Here is a 22,146-nt window from a genome sequence, read left to right as displayed (position 1 = left end):
GCTCTGGGGGTCCCGGAATGGTTGTTGTGGAGCGATGGTAGTGAGCGCGGAACCGGCCCGGCGTGCAGCTTTGGCAAGGGCGGTTGCCGATTCGGCAATGGTGGCCGAAGGCGCATCAGCGCGGTGCCTGCACCGCCGCCTGCCAGAAAGCCTCGGCCAGCGGGCGCATCGGCGCGCGCGGGCGGTACAGGCGGATATCGAGCGCCAGGTCGCCGCCATCATCGCTGCGCGCGCCGCTGATGGCACGCACCAGGCGCCCGGCGTGCAGGTCGTCGGCAATCAGGCGTGCCGGCAGCCAGGCCAGGCCCATGCGCTGGCGCACCATCTCGTGCACCGACTCGGCAAAGTCGCTGACCGCGATCACGTCCAGCCGCGGCGCCAGCTTGCGGCGCGCGATCTCCTGGTTGACCATGCGGCCGAGTGTCAGGGTCTCGGCGTAGGCGATCATGGGCACCGGCTTCGCCGCAGCCTTGCCGGTCGCAAGCCGGTGCAGCGGCGCGCCGCGCGCATCGGCGGCGCTGACGCAAACCAGCCGCTCCACGCCGGCCAGGTGGAACTGGTAGCGCGCGTCATCCAGCATCACCGGCAGGTCCGGCGGGCTGTAGCAGAGCAGGAAATCGGCATCGCCCTCGGCAAACATGGCTAGCGCGTCATGCATCGGGAAGGTCGACAGCTGCGTGCGGAAACCGGCCGCCGCGGGGTCGTGCCGCAGCGCCTCGCGCAGGCCCGCCAGCCACGCCGGCACCATCGAGCGCGCCAGGGTCTTGCCGGTGGCGATGGTGACCGTGCTGGCGTCGGCGCGGTGCGCGGCGCGCAGCGCCACGCGGGTCTCGTCCAGCGTGCGCAAGGCGCTCTGCGCGGCTTCCAGGAACTGGCGCCCTTCGGCGGTCAGCCGCACCGGGAACGCGCTGCGGTCGATCAGCGGGGCGCCGGCCCAGACCTCAAGCGCCTGCATGCGCCGGCCAAACGCGGGCGGGGTCACGTTGCGCAGCTCGGCGGCGCGCGCCAGGCTGCCGGCCTGGGCCAGGCAGACGAAGTCTTCAAGCCAGCGGATATGCATGGAAGGCGGACCGTTGAAGGTGGGGCGGCAATGCCCTCATTATCGGCAATACCGGCCGCCACCTTTGCCTGCCGCATTCCTCGGTTAGAATTTTTCGCATGACACTGATCCGGCGCCGCCACCCCTCGTCCCCGACCAGCCAGGCGTCCGACACCACGCCGCCCGCCCCGGAATACACCATCGACGAGCTGGCGCGCGTGGCCGGCACCACGGTGCGCAACGTGCGCTCCTACCAGGACCGCGGCTTGATCGATCCGCCGCAGCGGCGCGGGCGCGTCGGCATCTACACGCAGGCGCACCTGGGACGGCTCAAGCTGATCCACCACCTGCTGGCGCGCGGCTATACGCTGGCCAATATCACCGAGCTGCTCAAGGCCATCGTCGAAGGGCACGACCTGCGCTCGATCCTTGGGTTGGAGACTGCCATCAGCAGCCCGTGGACCAACGAGACGCCGCGGCACTACTCCTACCTGGCGCTGGCGCGGCTGTTCGGCCGCGCGATCTCGCGCCCGGCCCTGGCCAAGGCGATCTCGCTGGGGCTGCTGGAACCGGACGGCCTGGGCTATCTCGCGCGCAGCCCGCGCGCGCTGGCCGCGGGCGCGGAGATCGCCCAGGCGGGCTTTGCGCTGGAGGACGTGCTGGAGATCATCGCGCAGTCGCGCGGGCATTTCCAGGCGGTATCTGACCATATCGTCGCTACCGTGGTGCGCGAGCTGGACCGCTTTGGCATTGGCAAGCTGCCGCCGCCGCAGGACGTGCCGCGGCTGGTGGAGATCCTGTGGCGCATCCGCCCGCTGGCACTGGTGATGGCGGAGACGGAGATGATGCGGGCGCTGGAGATCTCGGCCAACAAATACCTGGGGGACCGGGTGGCGGCGATCATCGAGCATCTGCATGACGAGGAAGATGGCAGCGGCGGGAAGCCATGATTCCGCGCCGGTCCGGCCCCCTCCCCCGCTGTACAGAGCGGGCACACAGGTGACAGGTGTGCGAGGACATGGTTGACGCTTCCCGGCACACGCATCCCACCGCGCTACCTCGCCGCCCTTCCCCGCACCGACTCCTCCAGCAACGACCGCAACTTCGCCAGCGCGCCCGGATCCCCGTGCGCGGCTGAGCGCGCATACCAGATCTTGGCCTGCTCGAGATCCCGGTCGACCACGCCGGGCTCGCCGTGTTCGTAGAAGCTGCCGACGATGTATTGCGCGCCGCCGTCGCCGGCACTGGCCGCGCGGCTGTACCACATGAACGCCTGTCCGTAGTCGCGCGGCACGCCCCGGCCAGTGAAGTAATTCGTCGCCAGCGCCATCTGCGCCTGCACATGCCCGCCCTGTGCCGCCAGTGCATACCAGCGGTTGGCTTCCTCCAGTGACTTCGGCACCAGTTCGCCGCGCTCGTAAAGGTCGCCCCAGGTGTACTGGGCATGCGTCATCTGGTTGTCGGCCGCTTTTTTCAGCCAGACCAGCGCCTCCTGCGGGCGGGCGGCGGTGCCCTCGCCGCGCAGCAGCATCATTGCGTAGTTGAACTGGGCCAGACGGTTGCCCAGCCGGGCCGCATCGGCAAAGCCACGCAGGGCCTGGTCGAAGTTGCCCGCTTCATACGCGGTGACCGCGTCGCGGGTCTGGACCTGCGCGGGGGCAGGCGGCTGCGGTGCGGAGGCTGCCGCCTGCATGCACAACAGCCATGCGGCGGTGGCGCCGGCGAGCAAGGCGGCAATCGGGGGGCGGGCAATCGACATGGCGGACTCCGGGCACAGCGCCTTCCTGATTCCAGTGTAGGAGTCAGGACACGGCGCCGGTAGGCAGGCGCGGACTCGCCGGAATATCCATACGAATAATCAATCGGCCATAATATCTGCCACGATCATTCCTCGCACAGATAAAACCAGGTCTTCAGATCCACCCGGCCCGATGCAGCCGCCGCCACAGTCCCCCGCAGGCGACCGCGGTCACGCCGATCACTGCCGGGTAGGCGAAGTGGAATTTCAGCTCAGGCATGAAATCGAAGTTCATGCCATACAGGCTGAAGATCACGGTCGGGATCGCCAGGATCGCGCCCCAGCCGGCCAGCCGCTTGACCACCTCGTTCTGGCCCACGGTGACCAGCGCCAGGTTGACCTGCACGGCCGTGGTCAGCATTTCGCGCACCACGTCGAGCGTGCGCACCAGCCGGCTGGCGTGGTCCTCGATGTCGCGGAAATAGGCGCGCAGCTCCTTCGGCACCAGGTCTTCGTGCAGCCGGATCAGCTGGCCGCACATGTCCTCCACCGGGCTGACCGCATTGCGCAGGCGCAGCACCTGGCGCTTGATCTGGTACAGGCGCTCGATCGCCTTGCGGTCGAACTCGTCGCGGAAGATACCCTCCTCCAGCGCCTCGAAGGTGTCTTCCAGGCGCGTGACGATGGGCATGTAGTGGTCGACGATAAAGTCCATCAGCGCGTACAGCACATAGCCCGGGCCATTGGCCAGGCCGTGCGGGTCCTGCTCGCAGCGCTCGCGCACGGGCGCATAGGTGCTGCTGACACCGTGGCGCACCGAAACCACATAATTAGGGCCGACAAAGAGATGGGTCTCGCCGACCACGACTTCATCTTCCACCAGTTGCGCCGTGTTGAGCACCACGAAGACCGAATCGCCGTAGGCCTCGAGCTTGGGGCGCTGGTGCGCATCGAGCGCATCTTCCACCGCCAGGTCGTGCAGGCCGAACGCCTGCTGGGCCTGGCGCAGCAGCGCGAGGTCAGGCTCATGCAGGCCCAGCCAGACAAAGGTGCCGGGCACCCCCAGCACGGTGCGGATCTCATCCATGCCCACTGTGCCGAGCCGCTTGCCCTGCCGGTAGGCCACGCAATTGACGATGGCGCCCATGAAAACTCCGCTGATCAGATGGCGCAATCGTAACAAGCCTTTACGCTGTGCCGGACTCGATGCGCGTTGCCCCGCGCGGCATACCACGCTGGCCGCACTTGTCCGGCGCTACGGTGTGCCGTGCACGCGCATATGGAACCCACGCGCCACCTGCTGTACATATCGATCCAATTGTTACAGTTCGCGACAGATACGACGTTAGAATGTGGCATTTCCACGGTCACCCGGCTATGTCCCAGAAGAAATCGCCACGCTTCGAGCTGCGCAGTGGCAACGTAGACGCCCTCCTTCTCGCCCTCCAGACCGCCGACATGGCTGCGCTGCGGGATGACCTCCTCGCCCGCTTTGAAGCCACCCCCGACTTCTTTTCCAATGACGTGATTGCGCTGGACCTGCGCGCGCTGGAAGATGACAGCGAAGTCGCGCTTGGCACCGTGATCGAGACGCTGGCCACGCTCAGGGCCCGCGCCATCGGCGTGGTGGCCCGCCCCGGCCAGCGCGAGTGGGCCGAGCGCTTCGGCCTGCCGCTGCTGGACAGCCAGGCCCGCCGCGGCAGTGGCGCCGATCGCGCCACCGACCGTGCCGCCGAGGCCAGGGCCGCAGCCGCGGCGGAACAGGCCGCAGCCGACCAGGCCGCGCGCGAGGAATCCATCCGCGCCGCCGCGCAGGCCACCACCGACGCCGCCGTGGCCGCTGCCATCCGCCAGACCCAGACCATGCTGATCGACAAGCCGCTTCGCTCGGGCCAGCAGGTCTACGCGCAGGGCGACGTGGTCATCCTGGACGTGGTCAGCTACGGCGCCGAGGTGATCGCCGAAGGCAACATCCATATCTATGCCCCGCTGCGCGGCCGTGCGCTGGCGGGCGTCAAGGGCAACACCGGCGCGCGCATTTTCAGCACGTGCATGGAGCCTGAACTGATTTCCATCGCCGGCATCTACCGGACCGCGGAGCAGACGCTTCCGGCCGACGTGCTCGGCAAGACCGCCCAGGTGCGCCTGGCCGATGAAAAACTGATCCTGGAAGCGCTGCGGCTCAAGTAACCGCGGCAGCCCCCGGGACCGAATTGCAGAGAGCGCAAGCTTCAACTTATTACTGGACCAAAGAGCCATGGCAAAAATCATCGTTGTGACCTCCGGCAAGGGAGGCGTCGGCAAGACCACCACCAGCGCCAGCTTTGCCGCCGGCCTGGCCCTGCGCGGCCACAAGACTGCCGTGATCGACTTCGACGTCGGCCTGCGCAACCTTGACCTGATCATGGGTTGCGAGCGCCGCGTGGTGTACGACCTGATCAACGTGGTGCAGGGCGAAGCCAACCTGCGCCAGGCGCTGATCAAGGACAAGAAGTGCGAGAACCTGTTCATCCTGCCGGCCTCGCAGACGCGCGACAAGGACGCGCTCACGCGCGAAGGCGTCGAGAAGGTCATCAACGGCCTGATCGAGATGGATTTCGAATTCATCATCTGCGACTCGCCGGCCGGCATCGAGTCGGGCGCGCTGATGGCGATGTACTTCGCCGACGAGGCGCTGATCGTGACCAACCCGGAAGTGTCGTCGGTGCGCGATTCGGACCGCATCCTGGGCATCCTGGCCTCCAAGACCAAGCGCGCCAGCGAAGGCGGCGACCCGATCAAGGAACACCTGCTGATCACCCGCTACAACCCCAAGCGTGTGCATGGCGGCGAAATGCTGTCGCTGACCGACATCCAGGAAATCCTGCGCATCAAGCTGATCGGCGTGGTGCCGGAGTCTGAAGCCGTGCTGCACGCCTCGAACCAGGGCACGCCCGCCATCCACCTGGAAGGCAGCGACGTGGCCGACGCCTATGGCGACGTGGTGGACCGCTTCCTCGGCAAGGACAAGCCGATGCGTTTCACCGACTACCAGAAGCCGGGTCTGCTCTCCCGCATCTTCGGCAACAAGTAACGGTCAAGGAGGGCTCACCCCATGTCGATCCTTTCCTTCCTGCTGGGAGAGAAGAAGAAGTCCGCGTCGGTCGCCAAGGAGCGGCTGCAGATCATCCTGGCGCACGAGCGCACCGGCCATTCCGCGCCCGCCGACTACCTGCCCGCGCTGCAGCGCGAGCTGGTGGCGGTGATTTCCAAGTACGTCAAGATCGGCGACCAGGACCTGCGCGTCAGCCTGGAGCGCCAGGACAACCTCGAGGTGCTCGAGGTCAAGATCGAGATCCCGCAGAACTGAGGACGGATCCCGGCGCTGCCGGATTCGTTCCTCCTCCTTCGGTTTTCCCGCACTTCCCGTCTTTCCGCCGACCGCGGCGCCGCTTGCGCGCCGGGGTCGGCCGGCCCCCGTCCTCCCCGCCGCGATTCCCCACCAGCCCAGTGTGCAGGCCAGCTGCCAGCGCTGCCAGAACGCCCCAATTCGGAATTCTGTAGCGGCGAGACAACGGATTTGCACCAAAATCCTGCTTGAAAGGGCAGCTTGGCGGAGTTTTGTGTCCTTGTAGCTTACGTTTTGTTAAATTTTCGCGGCGTCTACAACGAAACGTAGACATCGTCCCCGCCGTGATCCGGCGGAGAGAACAGTACAAGACAGAAAAGGAGCACCATGAAGAAATCGGCCATCGTCCTCGCAGCCGGCAGCCTGTTGGCAGGTTCGGCGTTCGCACAATCGTCCGTTACCCTGTACGGTATCGTTGACCAGAGCATCCGCTTCCAGACGAACTCCAACGCCAACAACGACAACCTGTGGGAACTGACCAACGGCGCCGTCACCAACAGCCGCTGGGGCCTGAAGGGCAGCGAAGCCCTCGGCAATAACCTGAAGGCAATCTTCCAGCTGGAAGGCGGCTTCGATCCGGACACCGGCCGTTCCAACCAGGCCAGCGCCACCAACCCGAACGGCCGCCTGTTCGGTCGTCAGGCTTACGTTGGCCTGTCGGGCGACTTCGGCACGATCAAGCTGGGCCGCCAGTACACCGAAGGCTTTAACTTCTTCGGCGACTACGATCCGCTGACCATCGGCAACTACACCAACAACGCCTGGCCGTTCTTCCTGACCCAGTTCCGCAGCGACAACGTGGTCAGCTACGGCGGCAAGTTCGGCGGCCTGGACGTGGGCGCCAGCTACGGCTTCGGCGAGCAGCCGGGCAGCATGACCAAGAACCAGTACTGGGGCACCCGTGCCGCTTACTCGTTCGGTCCGTTCGGCATCGGCGGCGTGTACCAGGAAATCCGCGACATCAACGGCAACAAGCAGCAAATGTGGGGCGCTGCCGGTAAGTACGCCTTTGGTCCGGCCAAGCTGTTCGTGGGCTACGTCGGCGGCAAGGACCGCACCGGCGTGATCGACAACGGCTTCCTGAACAACTCGGCTGCCGCGCCTGCTCCGGCCGTGGTCACCGCCGGCGCTGCCAGCAACCCGCGCAAGGACACCCTCGGCTACATCGGCCTGACCTACCAGGCCACCCCGGCCCTGGCGCTGACCGGCGTGTTCTACGGCGACTACGTCGAGAACAAGAACGGCGTGAACGACAACAACGGCCGCCGCTACACCGGCGTGCTGCTGGCCGAGTACTCGCTGTCCAAGCGCACCCAGGTCTACGGCACGGTTGACTTCAACAAGGTTTCGGGCGGCACCACCACCGAAATGCCGGGCCGCAACAACCAGACTGGCGCTGCACTGGGTATCCGCCACATCTTCTGATCGACACCCGATCAGCAGTTCCTGGCAAAAGGCACCTTCGGGTGCCTTTTTTCATGGGCGCGGCCGGCGCCGCAGCCACAGGTACCAGCCGGCCTGCGAGGTGGCTTCGCCCATCGGCTGCAGCGGCACCAGCACGCCGCCATGCCGCGCCACCACGCGCTGTGCGCACAGCAGCGCCGGCCCGGGCTGCGCCAGCCGCGCGGCGCTTTCGTCGTCGGCGGAATCGAACGCCAGCCACAGCGCCAGGCCGCCGGCATGGCCACGGCACGTGATCCGCAGCGCAGTCTCCCGCGCCGCGGCATCAATGGCGCTGGTCAGCAGCCATTCCAGCGTTTGCGCCAGCATGGCCTGGTCCCCGCCAAGGCGCGGCAGGCGGCCGGCCGGCCGTTCAAGCCGTACGCCGGCCTCGCTGGCCAGGGTCCAGACGCGGTCCAGCGCTTCATCCAGCAGCGATTCCATGGCGATACGGCGCATGCGATAGGCGTGGCGCGTTTCGCGCAGCAGCCGGTTCAGGTCGTCGATCTGGCGCAGCGAACGGCGCGCATGGCTGCCGACCTGCGCCAGCAGCGCGGCGTCGGCCTGGGCCCGCGTGCGGCGCAGTTCCAGCCAGGCCAGCAGCGAGGCATTGGGTGCGCGCAGGTCATGGCCAAGCACGTGCAGCAGCATGTCGTGCACGGCGGCGGGGTTGCGCACATCAGCGCGCCGCTGCGCGACCGGCCGGCCGCCGAACCACGGTGCCACGGCCAGCCCCGCCTGGTGCAGCCGGGACGCTCTCATGCGGCGGCCCGTTCGGTGCGCTCCGGGCGATCGGTACGCTCCAGCCGGTAGCCATGCGTGTAGACCGGCGTCAGCCGCAAGCCGTGCCCTGCCTGCAGCCCAAGCTTGCTGCGCACGCGCGAGACATGGGTATCGATGGTGCGCGACAGCGGCGAGATCTCGCGGCCCCAGACCGCGGCGGTGATGTGGTCGCGCGTGACGATGCGCCCCTCGTTGCGGAACAGCAGCACCGCCAGGTCGAACTCTTTGGGCGTCAGGCTGACCGGATCGCCATTGCAGGTGACCTTGCGCAGGGCGCAGTCAAAAGCGTACTCGCCCAGCCGCAACGGCGCGAGCGGCGCCAGCTGCGCGGGATACGCGCGCCGCAGCAGGCAGTCGATGCGCGCGGCCAGCTCGGCCGGGCGCACCGGCTTGACCATGTAGTCGTCAGCGCCGGCCGCCAGGGCGTTGACGATGTCGAGCTCGGCCTCGCGGCAGGTCAGGAACATCACCGGGATGCGGCGGTCGAGGTGGGTACGCACCCAGGCCAGTACCTCGCGCCCGGACAGGTCCGGCATCTGCCAGTCCAGCAGCAGCAGGTCGAAGCCCGCGTCGCGCAGCGCCAGCAGCAGGCGCCGGCTTTCGGCGAAAGTCACGCAGTCATGTCCCGCGCCGGTAATGACCTGCCGGATCAGCGCCGCATCCGCGGGCGCGTCTTCAAGCGATGCAATGCGCGATGCCATTTTCTTTCCCATGTGTTGTCTCCGACGGAACAGAACACTAGCGGGACATTTAAGACCGCGTTGCCTTCGGCACGAATAGGAAAGACCTCAATCTCGATTTTCAACAATCTTTTACTTCTCGCCTCAGCAGGCCGCTCCTACCATGGGCTTCGCTGCGTGCCGAGCGGGCCCGCAGTGCCAAGCTCTGTCCATCCATCGGCGCATTCCGATGCGCCCGCGCAGGAGCCACTCTCGTGAACATCGCCGCGCTGCAGGCGGACCCGACCCTCGCCGTCAGCATCGAACAGACCCTGCGCCTGAACGGGCACCAGTGCACGCGCTATCTCAGCGGACGCACTATGATCGGCGCGCTGCGCGGCCGTTCGTTCGATCTGCTGATGCTCGACTGCAATACGCCGGGGATCCCGGCCCTGGAAGTGCTGGCATGGGTGCGCCGCACGCTCGGCAACGAGATGCCGGTGATGCTGACCGGCACCTCCAACGAAGAAGCCTTCGTCGCGGCCTGCTTTGCGCAAGGCGCCGACAGCTATGTGCCCAAGCCGCTGCGCACGGCCGAGCTGGCCGCGCGCGTGCTGGCGCTGTTGCGCCGCGCCAGGCCGGCGGTCGATGAATGCGACCTGGAGCACGGCGTGTTCCGCTTTGCCACCGCGGAGCGGCGCGTGTGGGTCCAGGGTAAGCCGGTGCTGCTGGCCCCCAAGGAATTCGACCTGGCGGTGCTGCTATTCCGCAATCTGGGCTCGCTGGTGCTGCGCCAGGCCATGGTCGACCAGGTCTGGCGCTACCACATGGACCCGGCCTCGCGCACGGTGGACAGCCACCTGTCGCGCGTGCGCACCAAGCTGGCGCTGTGGCCGCACAACGGCGTGCGGCTGTCGTCGGTGTACGGGCTGGGCAGCCGCCTCGATGCGGCCTAGCCTCAATCGGCCTTGATGCCCGCGTCCCTGACGATGCGGGCGTTCTCCGCGGACTCTTCGCGAATAGCCTTGGCAAACTGCGCCGGCGTACCGCCGGTCGGCACTTCGCCGCCCTTGAGCAGGCGCTCATGGACTTCCGGCTCGGCCAGCGCCTTGTTCAGTTCGGCGTTCAGGCGGTTGATGATGGCCGCGGGCGTCTTGCCCGGCGCGAAGATGCCGAAGGTCGAGGTCAGGTTGGCCTTGGGGTAGCCCAGCTCGGCCAGCGTCGGCACCGAGGGCAGGCTCTCCAGGCGCCTGGGCGCACCCACCGCCAGCGCGCGCAGGCGGCCGGCCTGCATATGCTGGGTCAGCACCGGGCTGGCGTTGGTGCTCATCACCTCGAACTGGCCGCCGAGCGCGTCATTCATCTGTTGGCCCGCGCCCTTATACGGGATCAGCGTGATGTCGGCCTTCGACTTCTGCTTGATCTGTTCCAGCACTACGTGGCCAACCGTTCCCAGGCCCGACGTTGCCCAGCGCACCGAGCCCGGTTTGGCGCTGGCCTGGCCGACCACGTCGGCAAAGCCCTTGCCGCTGAAGCCGGCGGTGGCCACCACCAGCACCGGCGAGTACATCACGCTCATCACCGGCGCCACGTCCTTCTGCGGGTCGTAGTTGACGCGGCCGACATGCGGGTTGAGCGTCAGCGGGCTGGTGGCGGCGAAGCCCAGCGTATAGCCGTCCGGCGCAGCCTTGGCGACCGCATCGATGCCGATGCTGCCGCCCGCGCCGGCCTTGTTCTCGACCACCACCGAGGTGCCCATCTGCGCCGACAGCCGCTCGCCGAGCGCGCGCGCCACGGTGTCGCTGATGCCGCCGGTCGGGTAGGCGACGATCAGGCGGATCGGACGGCTGGGATAGGCGTCGGCAGCGGCGGCAGGCAGTGCGGCAGCACCGCTGGTCACGCACAGGGCGGCCAGCAGGGATGAGCGGAAGGGGAAGGCCATGATGGAAATGCGGGAGAGATTTCGACAGGAGGGCGCCGGGCGCGGCAGCGGTTCGCCGGTCTGGCGCGGAGCAGCCGCTATCTTAGCCGATCGGGGCGTGCGCGCTCAGCGCACCAGCGGGCGTTCCGGCACCCACGAGACAAAGAGTTCGTTGGCCCGGTCATACAGGCGCCATACCGTGCCGCAGTCGCGGCAGGCAAAGGAAAGCATGCTGAACGGCACGCCGGCGGCGCTCTGGCTCACCAGCGGCACCGTGCCGCGCAGCGCCAGGCAGGACGGCGGCTCGCGCCGGCGCGGGTCGGCGGCGAGCGCCAGGCAGCGCTCGCAGGCAGGCGTGGCAGACGGTGCCGACGCGGGGTGGATGGGTGGCGGGGACGGAGGCACGGCAGACTTCATGCCCGCCATGATGCCGCAAAACGCCGTCCGGCAGCAGCCGCTGACGCAATCTCGGATCAGGCCAGCTGCGTGCGCGTCACCGCGGCCGGCGCCGCCGCGCGCTGGCCCAGCCACACGCTGCCCAGCACCAGCAGCGCGCCGGCAGCCTGCATCGCCGTCAATGCCTGGCCCAGCACCAGAAAGCCGAGCACGGTGGCGCTGACCGGGCTGAGCAGCCCCAGCGCCGCCACCGCGGACGACGGCATGCGCCCGACACCGCGGAACCACAGCGCATAGCTGAAGCCGGCCCCGACAATGCTCAGCCACGCATAGCCAAGCCAGTTGGCCAGCGTGAAATGCCCGGGCAGCGGTTCCAGCACCAGTGCGAACGGCAGCAGGAACAGCCCGCCCGCGCACAACTGCCATGCCGTCAGCACCAGCGGCGAGACCGGCGGGCGCCAGTGCCGCGTCAGTACCGTGCCCACCGCCATCGATACCGCCCCGGCCGCTGCCGCCGCCACGCCGATGGCATCGAGCCGGGCGGCCGGGCCCAGTACCAGCAGCGCCACGCCCAGCAGCCCGCCCACGCCCGCCAGCCAGGCGGCCGGCCGCGGGCGTGCGCCCAGCCAGGCCCACGCCAGCACCACCACGATCAGCGGCTGGATCGCGCCGACCGTGGCCGCCACCCCGCCCGGCAACCGGTACGCGGCGATAAACAGCATGGCCTGGAAGAAGCCGATATTGAGCACGCCCAGCACCGCCGCGCGCCACCACCAGCTGCCGCGCGGCAGTTGCCGGCCGAAGGCAAGCATCGCCAGCCCGGCCGGCAGCGCCCGGATCACGCCTGAGAGCAGCGGCTGCCCCGGCGGCAGCCACTGGCTGGTGACCAGGTAGGTGCTGCCCCAGATGGCCGGGGCCAGCCCGGTCAGCAGGATGTCCCTGAGGGTCACGCCGCCGGTCGCGGCCAGGGAGGAAGATCCACTCGCCTTCATGTCGATATTCTTGATGTCAAGATAAATAGACTTTACGAAGCCGATTGGTTGATGTCAAGATACTTCGGTATTCCGCCCATCGCGTATTCCCACGCCCGCCCTGCTGATGACTGCCCGCCGCAAACCCGAAGACACGCCTGACCACGTCGATGGCATTCTCGCCCAATGGGCGCGAGAGCGCCCGGACCTGGATGCCTCGCCGATGGGCGTGATCGGCCGGCTGGGCCGGCTCAACCGCCATACCAGCCGGGCCATTGAAGCCGCGCTTGGGGAAACCGGCCTGCAGCCGTGGGAATTCGATGTGCTGGCGACGCTGCGGCGCGCGGGGCCGCCGTATGCGCTGTCGCCGGGCGCGCTGATCGGCTCGCTGATGATCACTTCGGGCACCATGACCAACCGGCTCGACCACCTGGAACGGGCCGGGCTGGTGCGGCGCCAGCCCAATCCGGAAGACCGGCGCGGGCTGCTGGTGGAACTGACCGAAACCGGACGCGAGCGCGTCGACCGCGCGCTGGAATTGCACGTGGCCAACGAGCACCGCCTGCTGGCGGACCTGACCGCGACGGAACGCGCGCAGCTGGCTGCGCTGCTGCGCCGCTGGCTGCGCATGTTCGAGCCGCCACCGGGCGGTGGCGGCGAAGGCAATGAACCGGCCTGAGTGTCAGGCCCGCTGACGCTCGCGCAGGTCGGGCAGGAAGATCGTCAGCAGGCCCAGCAGCGGCAGGTAGGCACAGTACTCGTACACCGCGCGGATGCCATGCGTATCGGCCATGCCGCCCAGCACCGCGGCGCCGATGCCGCCCATGCCGAAGGCAAAACCGAAGAACAGGCCCGACACCATGCCGACCTTGCCGGGAATCAGCTCCTGCGCGAACACCAGGATCGCCGAGAACGCCGAGGCCAGGATAAAGCCGATGATGAAGGTCAGCACCGTGGTCCAGAACAGGCCCACGTGCGGCAGCGCCAGCGTGAACGGCGCCACGCCCAGGATCGACGCCCAGATCACGCGCTTGCGGCCGATGCGGTCGCCGATCGGGCCGCCCAGGATGGTGCCCGCCGCCACCGCGGCCAGGAACATGAACAGGTGCAGCTGCGCGTCCTGGCGCGCCAGCCCGAAGCGCTCCATCAGGTAGAAGGTGTAGTAGGAGGTCAGGCTGGCCATGTAGAAGTACTTGGAGAACACCAGCACCATCAGCACCACCATGGCCCGCACCACCAGGCGCGTGGGAACCGGGCTGGCCACCGCGCCGGCGGCCTTGTGCTTGCGCGCGCCCTGCGCCAGCTGGCGCGCATACCAGCCGCCGATGCGCCACAGCACCACGATGCCCACCAGCGCCGCCAGCGAGAACCACGCCAGGCTGGCCTGCTGGTGCACGATCAGCGCGGCCAGCAGCGGCCCCATGGCGCTGCCGCCGTTGCCGCCAACCTGGAAGATCGACTGCGCCAGCCCGTGCTGGCCGCCCGAGGCCATGCGCGCCACGCGCGATGATTCCGGATGGAAGATCGATGAGCCGGTACCGACCAGCGCCGCGGCCACCAGCAGCACGCCGTAGCTCGGCGCCACGGACAGCAGCAGCAAGCCCGCCAGCGTGAACGCCATGGCGATGGCCAGCGAATGCGGCTTGGGATGCTTGTCGGTGTACAGGCCCACCACCGGCTGCAGCAGCGATGCCGTGACCTGGTAGGTCATGGTCAGCAGGCCGATCTGGGTGAAGCTCAGGTTGAAGCCCCCCTTGAGCATCGGATAGATCGCCAGGATCAACGACTGGATCATGTCGTTGAGGAAGTGGGCGAAGCTGATCGCCGACAGCACGCGGAAACCGGTGCGTTCGGCCTGGGGGGATGTCGCGGAGGGTGTCGCGCCAGCAGGCGCGGAGTCGATGGTTGTGCTCATTGGCGGCTCTCGACAGACGGAAAGCGGCCAGCGGGGGGCGCCGGCCTGGAAGGAACTGAGCACCGATGCTAGCTGGCGCCCGGGCGCCTGTCCTGCGAGAATAGGTCCCCGACCTTGGAGAAAAGGACATGCCGCGCGCCCCTCGCCCCCTTTCTGCTTCCGGAGCGGCCCGCCGCCGCCGCGATCAGCATGCGCCCCCTGCCCCCACGCCCGAGGCGCTGGCGCTGGGCGACACCTACGCCGATCCCCCGCCCTACGTCCGCTTCGACCGCAGCCCCCTGCCCGTCACCGCCATGGCCGCCGACTACCTGCCCGGCCACGTGACCAACCCGCACCAGCATCCGCACGCGCAGCTGATCCACGCGGTGCACGGCGTGATGGTGGTGGCCACCACCGAAGGCCAGTGGATCGTGCCGCCCACGCGCGGCATGTGGATGCCGGGCGGCACCACGCACTGGATCCGCATGGTCGGCCGGGTGCAGATGCGCACCGCCTATATCCGCCCCGATGCCGCGCCCGACCTGCCGCAGCGCTGCACCGTGCTGGGCATCTCCGCGCTGCTGCGCGAGCTGATCCTGGCGGCGATCGACATACCCCTGCCCTACGCTCCCGGCACGCGCGGCGCGCGGCTGATGCGGCTGCTGCTCGATGAAGTGATGCTGGTGCCGTCGCTGCCGCTGCACCTGCCGCGTCCGGCCGATGACAGCCTGCGGCAGATCTGCAATGCCATCACCGGCGCGCCCGATACGGCGCTGACGCTGGCGGACTGGGGTTCACGGCTGGGGCTGGACCCCAAGACCATCCAGCGCCGCTTTGCGCGCGAAACCGGGATGACCTTCGGGCAATGGCGCCAGCAGGCGCGCCTGCTGGCGGCGCTGGAGAAGCTGGCCGCCGGCAGCAAGGTGGTGGATGTGGCGCTGGACCTGGGCTACGACAGCCCGAGCGCGTTTGCGACCATGTTCAGGCGGCAGTTCGGCGTGCCGCCAAGCGCGTTCTTCCGCTGAGCGGGGGCGCCATGGCGGTCAGCTCGCGAGGTATCGCTCCACCAGCCGCGTCCAGTAGGCCGCGCCGACGGTCAGGTTCTCGTCGTTGAAGTCGTAGCCCGCGTTGTGCAGCAGCGGCTGGTTCGCGCCGTTGCCCAGCCGCACGAAGCAGCCCGGGCGCTGCTGCAGGAAGTAGGCAAAGTCCTCGCTGCCGGCGATGCGCGCGGCCTGGTCCACCACCTTGCCGGCACCGACCAGCTCCTCGGCCACCTGGCGCGCGAACTCGGTCTCGCGCTCGCTGTTGACCAGCACCGGGTAGCCGCGCACATAGTCGACCTCGGCCACCGCGCCGTAGCCTTCGGCGTGCGACGTGGCCAGCTGGCGGATGCGGTTCTCCACCGATGCGCGCACCTCGGGGTTGAACGAGCGCACGCTGATCTCCATGCGCGCATTGTCCGGGATCACATTGGGCGCGTGGCCGGCGTGCAGCGTGCCGATCGTCACCACCGCGGTCTCGTTCGGGTCGACATAGCGCGCGACCACCGACTGCAGCGCCATCACCAGGCTGCCTGCCACCAGGATCGGGTCGACCGACTGGTGCGGGCGCGCGGCGTGGCCGCCCTTGCCGCGGATGGTGATGGTGACCGTGTCGCATGCCGCCATGAAGGGGCCCGAGCGGAACAGGAAGGTGCCCTGCTCCACGCCCGGATGGTTGTGCAGCCCGAAGATCGCATCGCAGGGAAAACGCTCGAACAGCCCGTCGGCCAGCATGCGCTCGGCGCCGCCGCCCGCGCCGATTTCCTCGGCCGGCTGGAAGATCAGGTGCACGGTGCCGTCAAAGTTGCGCGTGCGCGCCAGCTGCTTTGCCGCGCCGAGCAGGATCGCGGTATGGCCGTCGTGGCCGCAGGCGTGCATGCGGCCGGAATTGACGCTGGCGTACGGCAGTGCGGTGCGCTCGTGGATCGGCAAGGCGTCCATGTCGGCGCGGATGCCCACGCTGTGCCCGCTGTCACCGCAGCGCAAGGTGCCCACCACCCCGGTGCCGCCCACGCCGCGCGTGACCGTATAGCCCCACGTCTCCAGCAGGCTGGCGACCAGGCCCGAAGTGCGGACCTCGTCGAAGGCGAGTTCGGGATGCTGGTGGATATTGCGCCGGATGACTTCAAGTTCGGCGCGGCTGTCCAGGGTGTCGGCCAGCGCGCAGTACCGGTGCTTGAGTGGTGACGTGGGGGACGCCGTGAGGGTGGTGCCGAGATAGGACTCGATTTCGGGGGCGTGCTCAGACATGGTGTTTTGCTCTCTGGCGAAACCTGTACAACCAGTATTTCACGCAGAAAACGCGAGCGAAACGCCAAGCGTGCGAATTCCTGTAAAACCATGTAATCGGGCCCGTTTCAGCACCGGAACTGTTGCCCTAATCGTACGCTTTGTATGGAAACCAAACGCTTTGTGTAAAAGCGTATCGATGGGGAACCATTGCGGACCGCGTATTAGCCCGCGGCAGTGCTGCCGGCATGCGTCACCCCGAAGGGTGACGCGATGCCACTGCCCTGCCCTCAGAGTTCGCCGTAGGGCACCACCTGCTGCGTCTGCTCGCCCAGCCCGTCCACGCCCAGGCGCATGGTGTCGCCGGCCTTCAGGAAGCGCGGCGGCTTGAAACCCATGCCCACGCCCGGCGGCGTGCCGGTCGCGATCAGGTCGCCCGGCAGCAGCGTCATGAAGCGGCTGACATAGCTGACCACGGTGGCCACGTCGAAGACCATGGTGGCGGTGCTGCCCTTCTGCACGCGCTCGCCGTTGACCTCCAGCCACAGGCCCAGCGCCTGCGGGTCCTGCACTTCGTCGCGCGTCACCAGCCACGGGCCGGCCGGGCAGAAGGTGTCGCAGCCCTTGCCCTTGTCCCAGGTGCCGCCGCGCTCGATCTGGAACTCGCGCTCGGACACGTCATTGACCACGCAGTAGCCGGCCACGTGGTTCAGCGCCGCTTCGCGCGAGACATTGCGCGCGGTGCTGCCGATGACCACGCCCAGCTCCACTTCCCAGTCGGTCTTTTCCGAGCCGAGCGGCAACATCACCACGTCGTTGGGACCATTCAGCGAGCTGTTGGCCTTCAGGAACACGATCGGCTCGGCCGGCAGCGGCATGCCGGCCTCGGCGGCGTGGTCGGCATAGTTCAGGCCGATCGCCACGATCTTGCCGACGCCGCTCCAGGGCACGCCAAAGCGTGCGCCCTCGATCACCGGGAGCGACGCGGGGTCCACCTGCGCCAGCCGCGCCAGCGCCGCCGGCGCCAGCTGCGCCGCGCCGATATCGGCCACCACGCCGGACAGGTCGCGCACGCGGCCTTGCGCATCGATCATGCCCGGGCGCTCGGCGCCGGGGTTGCCTACTCGAACCAGTTTCATCGTCGTCGTTATCTTCAGGGGTTGTTCAGGCGGACTTCTTGAGGGTGGCGCCGATTGCGCCGGTCGCGCCGGCCTCGGCCAGGGTCTGCGCCACCACGCTCAGGACTTCCGTGGCGGTGTTCTCGGAGTGGGCGCGCAGCACCTGCGCCAGGCGCGGCCGGCCGGGCTCGCGCAGCGCGGCCATGATGGCCTCGTGTTCCTCATGCGACTCCTGCCAGCGGATGGTATCGGCATTGGCCGCACCGCGCGCGCGGTGCACCTTGCTCATCAGCGTGGCATAGACGCCGGCCAGCACCGGATTGGCGGCGCCGTCGATGATCAGCTGGTGGATTTCCTGGTTGATGCGGAAATAGTCGGTGCGCCGGCCCGCCGCATGCGCATCGATCATGGCCTGGTGGCGCCGCTCCAGCTTGGCCATGGCGGCCGCACCCAGGCGCTGCGCGGCCAGTTCACCCGCCAGCGCCTCGAGCCCGTGCAGGGTCTCGAAGGTGGCGCGCAGCTCCTCCAGGTCCAGCGGCGCCACGCGGTAGCCGATGTACTGCCGGTGCAGCACCAGCCCCTCGGACACCAGCACCTTCAGCGCCTCGCGCAGCGGCGTCTTGGAGACATCGAAGGTCTCGCAGAAGGCCCGTTCATCGATCCTCGCGCCGGGCGGCAGTTCGCCCTCTTCGATCATGGTGCGCAGCCGGGCGGCGATTTCGGCCGACATGCCGAGCGTGCGCAGGCGCGTGGTTTGGGAAAGCGTTTGTGTCACAGACGTCACCAGATTGGGGAAATGCACCACGACAAGGCTACCACATACCAAAATTGTGCATGCGCAACATCGCAAAATCAATGACTTACACGCGTTGTAATTACAGATTACGTATCCTATACTCCGGCCTGTTGCGCAAAACGCCAACAGAACTGCCTCACCCAAGGACTAAAACAGGAGACGCCGTCATGCAGACGACAAGCCGGGCGACAGTGGTCACGGAGGCCAAGACCTCCGTTCGCTGGAAGATTTTTTTGATGATGCTGTTCCTCATCGCGATCAACTACATCGATCGCGCCTCACTGTCAGTGGCGATGCCGCTGATCGCCAAGGAGTTCGACCTCAGCCCCACCATGCAGGGCCTGATCCTCAGCTCGTTCTTCTGGACCTATGCGCTGATGCAGGTGCCGGGCGGCATGCTGGCCGACAAGTACAAGCCGCGCATCGTGATCGCCTGCGCCACCGTGTTCTGGGGCATTGCCCAGGCCGTGGCAGCCTTCACCACCAACGCCACCGCGCTGCTGCTGACCCGGCTCGGCCTGGGCGCGGCCGAGGCGCCGATCTACCCGGCCGGCGGCAAGCTCAACGCGATCTGGATGACCCAGAACGAACGCGGCCGCGGCGCCACCCTGCTTGACGGCGGCGCGCCGCTGGGCGCCGCGCTCGGCGCCATCATCATCACGTGGCTGATCGCCACGCTGGGTTCGTGGCGCCTGGCCTTTATCGTTGCCGGCGTCGGCACCGTGCTGGCCGGCGTGCTGGCCTGGTACTACGTGCGCAACTCCCCGCGCGAGCACCGCGGCGTGAACGAACTGGAAGCCCGCTACATCGAGGAAGCCCAGGCCAATGAACACCGCGCCGAGCCGGCCAACCTGTCGGGCCGTTCGCTGGACTTCTTCAAGTACCGCTCGGTGTGGTGCATGGCGATCGGCTGGATGTGCTTCAACACCGTGTTCTACGGCCTGCTGACCTGGATGCCCAACTACCTGAACAAGGTGCACGGCTTCGACATCAAGCAGATGGGCGGCGCCAGCTTCATCATCTTCTTCAGCGGCTTCGTGGGCGAACTGATCGGCGGCTGGATCGCCGACAAGTGGAAGGAAGCCGGCGGCCGGCCCAATGTGGTGATGCGCACGCTGTTCGGCATTGCCGCGGTGGTGGCCACGGTCTCGATCTTCTCGGTGGCCTACGTCACCGACCCGATCGTGGTGGTCGTGCTGCTGTCGTCGACGCTGTTCTTCCTGCGCTGGTGCGGCCTGTTCTGGTGCGTTCCGTCGATGCTCGGCACCCGCAACAAGATCGGCTTCCTGGGCGGCGTGATGAACCTGGGCGGCAATATCGGCGGCATCACGGTGCCCATCATCGTCGGCATGATCGTGCAGTTCACCGGCTCGTACTTCCTGGCGCTGATGTTCTTCGCCGCGGCTGGCGTCGGCCTGCTGCTGGCTTCCACCGCCATCGACTACGAGACCAAGATCCCGGTCTGAAGACCCGTCGGATCACCGAACTCCGAAAAACGCGCGAAAGGGCCGGCAATGTCCCGGCCCTCGCAACCACTCCTGAGACAAAAAGCAAAATGACCAAGCAAATCCGCCTCGGCATGCTGACGCCGTCTTCCAACACTGCGCTCGAACCCATCACCAGCGCGATGGTTGCCGGCCTGCCCAACGTCAGCGCGCATTTCTCGCGCTTCACCGTGACCGAGATCTCGCTGCGCGACCAGGCCCTGGGCCAGTTCAACCTGGACAAGATCCTGGCCGCCGCCAGCCTGCTGGCCGATGCCCGCGTCGATGTCATCGCCTGGAACGGCACGTCTTCCGGCTGGCTCGGCTTCGACAAGGATGAGGCGCTGTGCCGGCAGATCACCGAAGCCACCGGCATCCCGGCCACCACCTCGGTGCTTGCGCTCAACGAGATCCTGGAAAAGACCGGCGCGCGCAACTTCGGCCTGGCCACGCCGTACCTGGACGACGTGCAGCAGCGCATCATCGCCAACTACGAGCGCAGCGGCTTTCACTGCGTGGCGGAGAGCCACCTGGACCTGCATGTGAACTACAGCTTCGCCGAGGTCGAGGAAGACACCATCCGCGAGATGGTGCGCGGCCTGGCCCAGCACCAGCCGCAGGCCATCACCACCTTCTGCACCAACCTGCGCGCCGCGCACCTGGCCGAAGAACTTGAAGCCGAAACCGGCATTCCGCTGTACGACACCATCTCCACCGTGGTGTGGAAGTCGCTGCGCCTGTGCGGCGTGGACACGCGCGAGCTGCGCGGCTGGGGCCGCCTGTTCCGCGAAGTGGAGTAAGCCGATGTCCGCTCACGACAGCCTTGACCTGGTGATCCGGCGCGCGGACGTGGTCACTGCGTCCGACCGCTTCCGCTGCGATATCGGCGTGCGCAACGGGCAGATCGTCGCGCTCGGCCACGCGCTGCCGCAAGGCGCGCGCGAGATCGATGCCGATGGCCTGCTGGCGCTGCCCGGCGGCGTCGATGGCCATTGCCACCTCGACCAGCCCATGCCCGACGGCCTGCGCATGGCCGACGACTTCTTCACCGGCACGCGCGCCGCGGTGTGCGGCGGCACCACCACCGTGATCCCGTTTGCCGCGCAGGAGAAGGGCGCTTCGCTCAAGGCTGCCGTGGCGGACTACCATCGCCGCGCGGAAGGCCGCGCGGTGATCGACTACGCCTTCCACCTGATCGTGGCAGACCCCACGCCGGCAGTGCTGGCCGATGAACTGCCGGCGCTGATCCGCAAGGGCTACAGCTCGTTCAAGGTCTACATGACCTATGACGACCTGAAGCTGTCCGACCGCGAAATGCTGTCGGTGCTGGACGTCGCCAAGCAGAACGGCGCGCTGGTAATGGTGCATGCCGAGAACGCCGACTGCATCTCGTGGCTGACCGACAAGCTGGTCGGGGAAGGGCGCATCGCACCGCGCTTCCACGGCCTGGCACGTCCCGCCGCAGTGGAGCGCGAGGCCACGCACCGCGCCATCACCTTTGCCGAACTGGTCAACGTGCCGATCCTGATCGTGCATGTCTCGGGCAAGGAAGCGATCGAGCAGATCCGCTGGGCACAGGGCAGGGGGCTGCAGATCCTGGCCGAGACCTGCCCGCAGTACCTGTACCTGACCGCCGACGACATGGCCTTGCCCGGCGACGACGGCTACGAAGGCGCCAAGTGCGTGTGCAGCCCGCCGCCGCGCGACCCCGAGAACCAGGCCGCGGTCTGGCGCGCGCTGACCAATGGCGTGTTCAGCGTGTTCTCGTCAGACCATGCACCGTTCCGCTATGACGACCCGCAAGGCAAGCAGCCGGGCGGCGAGCGGCCTTCGTTCGAGCACATCCCCAACGGCGTGCCGGGCATCGAGACGCGCCTGCCGCTGCTGTTCGACGGCGTGGCGCGCGGCAAGCTGTCGCTGCACCAGTTCGTCGAGCTGACCTCATGGCGGCCGGCACGGCTGTATGGCCTGTATCCGCGCAAGGGCACCATCGCCATCGGCGCGGATGCGGACATCGTGCTGTGGGACCCGAACCAGCGCGTGCAGATCCGCAACAGCGCGCTGCACCACGCGGTGGACTACACGCCGTACGAAGGCATCGAAGTGACCGGCTGGCCAGTGCATTGCTTCTCGCGCGGCGAGATGCTGGTGCGCGATGGCCAGTACCAGGAACCCCAGGCCGGACGCGGGCAGTTCCTGCCGGCGGGCGCGCCGATGCTTGGTTGATGACCTGCGGACCTGAAGACTGA

General features: G+C 67.8%; 23 protein-coding genes. 11 read left to right on the top strand and 12 right to left on the bottom strand.

Going from position 1 to position 22,146, the window contains the following annotated elements:
- Positions 1-115: 115 nt before the first annotated feature.
- Positions 116-1,060 (bottom strand): LysR family transcriptional regulator, encoded by a 945-nt coding sequence (locus C265_RS25190; protein WP_010811457.1) that lies wholly within the window; start codon positions 1,058-1,060, stop codon positions 116-118.
- Between the two features lie 98 nt (positions 1,061-1,158).
- Here C265_RS25190 and C265_RS25185 point away from each other — a divergent pair, with 98 nt between their 5' ends.
- On the top strand, positions 1,159-1,989 hold the full coding sequence (locus tag C265_RS25185; RefSeq protein WP_010811456.1) for a MerR family transcriptional regulator: 831 nt from the start codon (positions 1,159-1,161) through the stop codon (positions 1,987-1,989).
- Between the two features lie 104 nt (positions 1,990-2,093).
- Here the strand turns inward: C265_RS25185 and C265_RS25180 are convergent, their stop codons facing one another.
- Both C265_RS25180 and C265_RS25175 read right to left on the bottom strand, forming a co-directional pair.
- Entirely contained in the window at positions 2,094-2,798 is a 705-nt protein-coding gene (locus C265_RS25180; RefSeq protein ID WP_010811455.1) for a tetratricopeptide repeat protein, read from the bottom strand.
- Between the two features lie 154 nt (positions 2,799-2,952).
- Complete coding sequence (locus C265_RS25175; RefSeq protein WP_010811454.1) at positions 2,953-3,924, bottom strand: magnesium and cobalt transport protein CorA; 972 nt, start codon at positions 3,922-3,924, stop codon at positions 2,953-2,955.
- A gap of 230 nt (positions 3,925-4,154) precedes the next feature.
- On the opposite strand from C265_RS25175, the gene minC reads away from it, so the two are divergent.
- The 4 genes from minC to C265_RS25155 all read left to right on the top strand — a co-directional run bounded on the left by minC (position 4,155) and on the right by C265_RS25155 (position 7,590).
- Entirely contained in the window at positions 4,155-4,967 is an 813-nt protein-coding gene (gene minC / locus C265_RS25170) for a septum site-determining protein MinC (protein ID WP_010811453.1), read from the top strand.
- A gap of 67 nt (positions 4,968-5,034) precedes the next feature.
- A complete protein-coding gene (gene minD, locus C265_RS25165; protein ID WP_010811452.1) occupies positions 5,035-5,850 on the top strand; it encodes a septum site-determining protein MinD in 816 nt (271 codons plus the stop codon).
- Positions 5,851-5,871: 21 nt separating this feature from the next.
- Positions 5,872-6,126 (top strand): cell division topological specificity factor MinE, encoded by a 255-nt coding sequence (gene minE, locus C265_RS25160; protein ID WP_010811451.1) that lies wholly within the window; start codon positions 5,872-5,874, stop codon positions 6,124-6,126.
- A 366-nt stretch (positions 6,127-6,492) separates the two neighbouring features.
- Positions 6,493-7,590: a porin gene (locus C265_RS25155; protein WP_010811450.1), complete on the top strand. Its 1,098-nt coding sequence runs from the start codon at positions 6,493-6,495 to the stop codon at positions 7,588-7,590.
- 51 nt (positions 7,591-7,641) lie between these two features.
- On the opposite strand, the gene C265_RS25150 is transcribed toward C265_RS25155, so the two are convergent.
- Both C265_RS25150 and C265_RS25145 read right to left on the bottom strand, forming a co-directional pair.
- A complete protein-coding gene (locus tag C265_RS25150; protein WP_010811449.1) occupies positions 7,642-8,367 on the bottom strand; it encodes a HAMP domain-containing histidine kinase in 726 nt (241 codons plus the stop codon).
- Complete coding sequence (locus C265_RS25145) at positions 8,364-9,101, bottom strand: response regulator transcription factor (protein ID WP_010811448.1); 738 nt, start codon at positions 9,099-9,101, stop codon at positions 8,364-8,366. Before C265_RS25145 ends, C265_RS25150 begins: the two co-directional genes overlap by 4 nt.
- 221 nt (positions 9,102-9,322) lie before the next feature.
- Between C265_RS25145 and C265_RS25140 the strand changes: the two genes are divergently transcribed.
- Positions 9,323-10,003, top strand: coding sequence for a response regulator transcription factor (locus tag C265_RS25140; protein WP_010811447.1), 681 nt, complete (start codon positions 9,323-9,325; stop codon positions 10,001-10,003).
- Between the two features lie 2 nt (positions 10,004-10,005).
- Here the strand turns inward: C265_RS25140 and C265_RS25135 are convergent, their stop codons facing one another.
- From C265_RS25135 to C265_RS25125, 3 genes are all read right to left on the bottom strand, one after another.
- Entirely contained in the window at positions 10,006-10,989 is a 984-nt protein-coding gene (locus C265_RS25135; RefSeq protein ID WP_010811446.1) for a tripartite tricarboxylate transporter substrate binding protein, read from the bottom strand.
- A gap of 105 nt (positions 10,990-11,094) precedes the next feature.
- Complete coding sequence (locus tag C265_RS25130; RefSeq protein ID WP_010811445.1) at positions 11,095-11,394, bottom strand: hypothetical protein; 300 nt, start codon at positions 11,392-11,394, stop codon at positions 11,095-11,097.
- Between the two features lie 47 nt (positions 11,395-11,441).
- Complete coding sequence (locus C265_RS25125) at positions 11,442-12,356, bottom strand: EamA family transporter (protein WP_010811444.1); 915 nt, start codon at positions 12,354-12,356, stop codon at positions 11,442-11,444.
- Between the two features lie 106 nt (positions 12,357-12,462).
- Between C265_RS25125 and C265_RS25120 the strand changes: the two genes are divergently transcribed.
- A complete protein-coding gene (locus C265_RS25120) occupies positions 12,463-13,014 on the top strand; it encodes a MarR family winged helix-turn-helix transcriptional regulator (protein WP_037025273.1) in 552 nt (183 codons plus the stop codon).
- 3 nt (positions 13,015-13,017) lie between these two features.
- On the opposite strand, the gene C265_RS25115 is transcribed toward C265_RS25120, so the two are convergent.
- A complete protein-coding gene (locus tag C265_RS25115; protein ID WP_010811442.1) occupies positions 13,018-14,250 on the bottom strand; it encodes an MFS transporter in 1,233 nt (410 codons plus the stop codon).
- A gap of 128 nt (positions 14,251-14,378) precedes the next feature.
- Between C265_RS25115 and C265_RS25110 the strand changes: the two genes are divergently transcribed.
- Positions 14,379-15,254, top strand: a complete 876-nt coding sequence (locus tag C265_RS25110; protein ID WP_010811441.1) for a helix-turn-helix domain-containing protein — start codon at positions 14,379-14,381, stop codon at positions 15,252-15,254.
- A gap of 18 nt (positions 15,255-15,272) precedes the next feature.
- Here C265_RS25110 and C265_RS25105 read toward each other — a convergent pair whose 3' ends face one another.
- From C265_RS25105 to C265_RS25095, 3 genes are all read right to left on the bottom strand, one after another.
- Entirely contained in the window at positions 15,273-16,520 is a 1,248-nt protein-coding gene (locus tag C265_RS25105; RefSeq protein ID WP_010811440.1) for a M20 aminoacylase family protein, read from the bottom strand.
- A 269-nt stretch (positions 16,521-16,789) separates the two neighbouring features.
- Positions 16,790-17,638 carry a fumarylacetoacetate hydrolase family protein gene (locus C265_RS25100; RefSeq protein WP_010811439.1) on the bottom strand — a complete coding sequence of 283 codons (849 nt, stop codon included), beginning with the start codon at positions 17,636-17,638 and terminating at the stop codon, positions 16,790-16,792.
- Positions 17,639-17,663: 25 nt separating this feature from the next.
- On the bottom strand, positions 17,664-18,539 hold the full coding sequence (locus tag C265_RS25095; protein ID WP_246840253.1) for a GntR family transcriptional regulator: 876 nt from the start codon (positions 18,537-18,539) through the stop codon (positions 17,664-17,666).
- Between the two features lie 41 nt (positions 18,540-18,580).
- Here C265_RS25095 and C265_RS25090 point away from each other — a divergent pair, with 41 nt between their 5' ends.
- The 3 genes from C265_RS25090 to hydA all read left to right on the top strand — a co-directional run bounded on the left by C265_RS25090 (position 18,581) and on the right by hydA (position 22,123).
- Complete coding sequence (locus C265_RS25090; RefSeq protein ID WP_010811437.1) at positions 18,581-19,879, top strand: MFS transporter; 1,299 nt, start codon at positions 18,581-18,583, stop codon at positions 19,877-19,879.
- An 89-nt stretch (positions 19,880-19,968) separates the two neighbouring features.
- Positions 19,969-20,697 carry an aspartate/glutamate racemase family protein gene (locus tag C265_RS25085; protein ID WP_010811436.1) on the top strand — a complete coding sequence of 243 codons (729 nt, stop codon included), beginning with the start codon at positions 19,969-19,971 and terminating at the stop codon, positions 20,695-20,697.
- 4 nt (positions 20,698-20,701) lie between these two features.
- A complete protein-coding gene (gene hydA / locus C265_RS25080; RefSeq protein ID WP_010811435.1) occupies positions 20,702-22,123 on the top strand; it encodes a dihydropyrimidinase in 1,422 nt (473 codons plus the stop codon).
- Positions 22,124-22,146: the final 23 nt, after the last annotated feature.

Origin of the sequence: Cupriavidus sp. GA3-3 (assembly GCF_000389805.1) — a bacterium.
GTDB lineage: Bacteria > Pseudomonadota > Gammaproteobacteria > Burkholderiales > Burkholderiaceae > Cupriavidus > Cupriavidus necator_D.
The sequence above is the reverse complement of the archived record's forward strand: the minus strand, read 5'-3'. Positions and strand labels throughout refer to the sequence as shown.

Coding starts and splice junctions, on each gene's coding strand:
- C265_RS25100 (WP_010811439.1), bottom strand. CDS start 17,638: ATGAAACTGGTTCGAGTAGGCAACCCCGGCGCCGAGCGCCCGGGCATG.
- C265_RS25175 (WP_010811454.1), bottom strand. CDS start 3,924: ATGGGCGCCATCGTCAATTGCGTGGCCTACCGGCAGGGCAAGCGGCTC.
- C265_RS25150 (WP_010811449.1), bottom strand. CDS start 8,367: ATGAGAGCGTCCCGGCTGCACCAGGCGGGGCTGGCCGTGGCACCGTGG.
- C265_RS25155 (WP_010811450.1), top strand. CDS start 6,493: ATGAAGAAATCGGCCATCGTCCTCGCAGCCGGCAGCCTGTTGGCAGGT.
- minC (WP_010811453.1), top strand. CDS start 4,155: ATGTCCCAGAAGAAATCGCCACGCTTCGAGCTGCGCAGTGGCAACGTA.
- C265_RS25180 (WP_010811455.1), bottom strand. CDS start 2,798: ATGTCGATTGCCCGCCCCCCGATTGCCGCCTTGCTCGCCGGCGCCACC.
- C265_RS25130 (WP_010811445.1), bottom strand. CDS start 11,394: ATGGCGGGCATGAAGTCTGCCGTGCCTCCGTCCCCGCCACCCATCCAC.
- minD (WP_010811452.1), top strand. CDS start 5,035: ATGGCAAAAATCATCGTTGTGACCTCCGGCAAGGGAGGCGTCGGCAAG.
- minE (WP_010811451.1), top strand. CDS start 5,872: ATGTCGATCCTTTCCTTCCTGCTGGGAGAGAAGAAGAAGTCCGCGTCG.
- C265_RS25135 (WP_010811446.1), bottom strand. CDS start 10,989: ATGGCCTTCCCCTTCCGCTCATCCCTGCTGGCCGCCCTGTGCGTGACC.
- C265_RS25145 (WP_010811448.1), bottom strand. CDS start 9,101: ATGGGAAAGAAAATGGCATCGCGCATTGCATCGCTTGAAGACGCGCCC.
- C265_RS25105 (WP_010811440.1), bottom strand. CDS start 16,520: ATGTCTGAGCACGCCCCCGAAATCGAGTCCTATCTCGGCACCACCCTC.
- C265_RS25090 (WP_010811437.1), top strand. CDS start 18,581: ATGCAGACGACAAGCCGGGCGACAGTGGTCACGGAGGCCAAGACCTCC.
- C265_RS25125 (WP_010811444.1), bottom strand. CDS start 12,356: ATGAAGGCGAGTGGATCTTCCTCCCTGGCCGCGACCGGCGGCGTGACC.
- C265_RS25185 (WP_010811456.1), top strand. CDS start 1,159: ATGACACTGATCCGGCGCCGCCACCCCTCGTCCCCGACCAGCCAGGCG.
- hydA (WP_010811435.1), top strand. CDS start 20,702: ATGTCCGCTCACGACAGCCTTGACCTGGTGATCCGGCGCGCGGACGTG.
- C265_RS25085 (WP_010811436.1), top strand. CDS start 19,969: ATGACCAAGCAAATCCGCCTCGGCATGCTGACGCCGTCTTCCAACACT.
- C265_RS25115 (WP_010811442.1), bottom strand. CDS start 14,250: ATGAGCACAACCATCGACTCCGCGCCTGCTGGCGCGACACCCTCCGCG.
- C265_RS25190 (WP_010811457.1), bottom strand. CDS start 1,060: ATGCATATCCGCTGGCTTGAAGACTTCGTCTGCCTGGCCCAGGCCGGC.
- C265_RS25110 (WP_010811441.1), top strand. CDS start 14,379: ATGCCGCGCGCCCCTCGCCCCCTTTCTGCTTCCGGAGCGGCCCGCCGC.
- C265_RS25120 (WP_037025273.1), top strand. CDS start 12,463: ATGACTGCCCGCCGCAAACCCGAAGACACGCCTGACCACGTCGATGGC.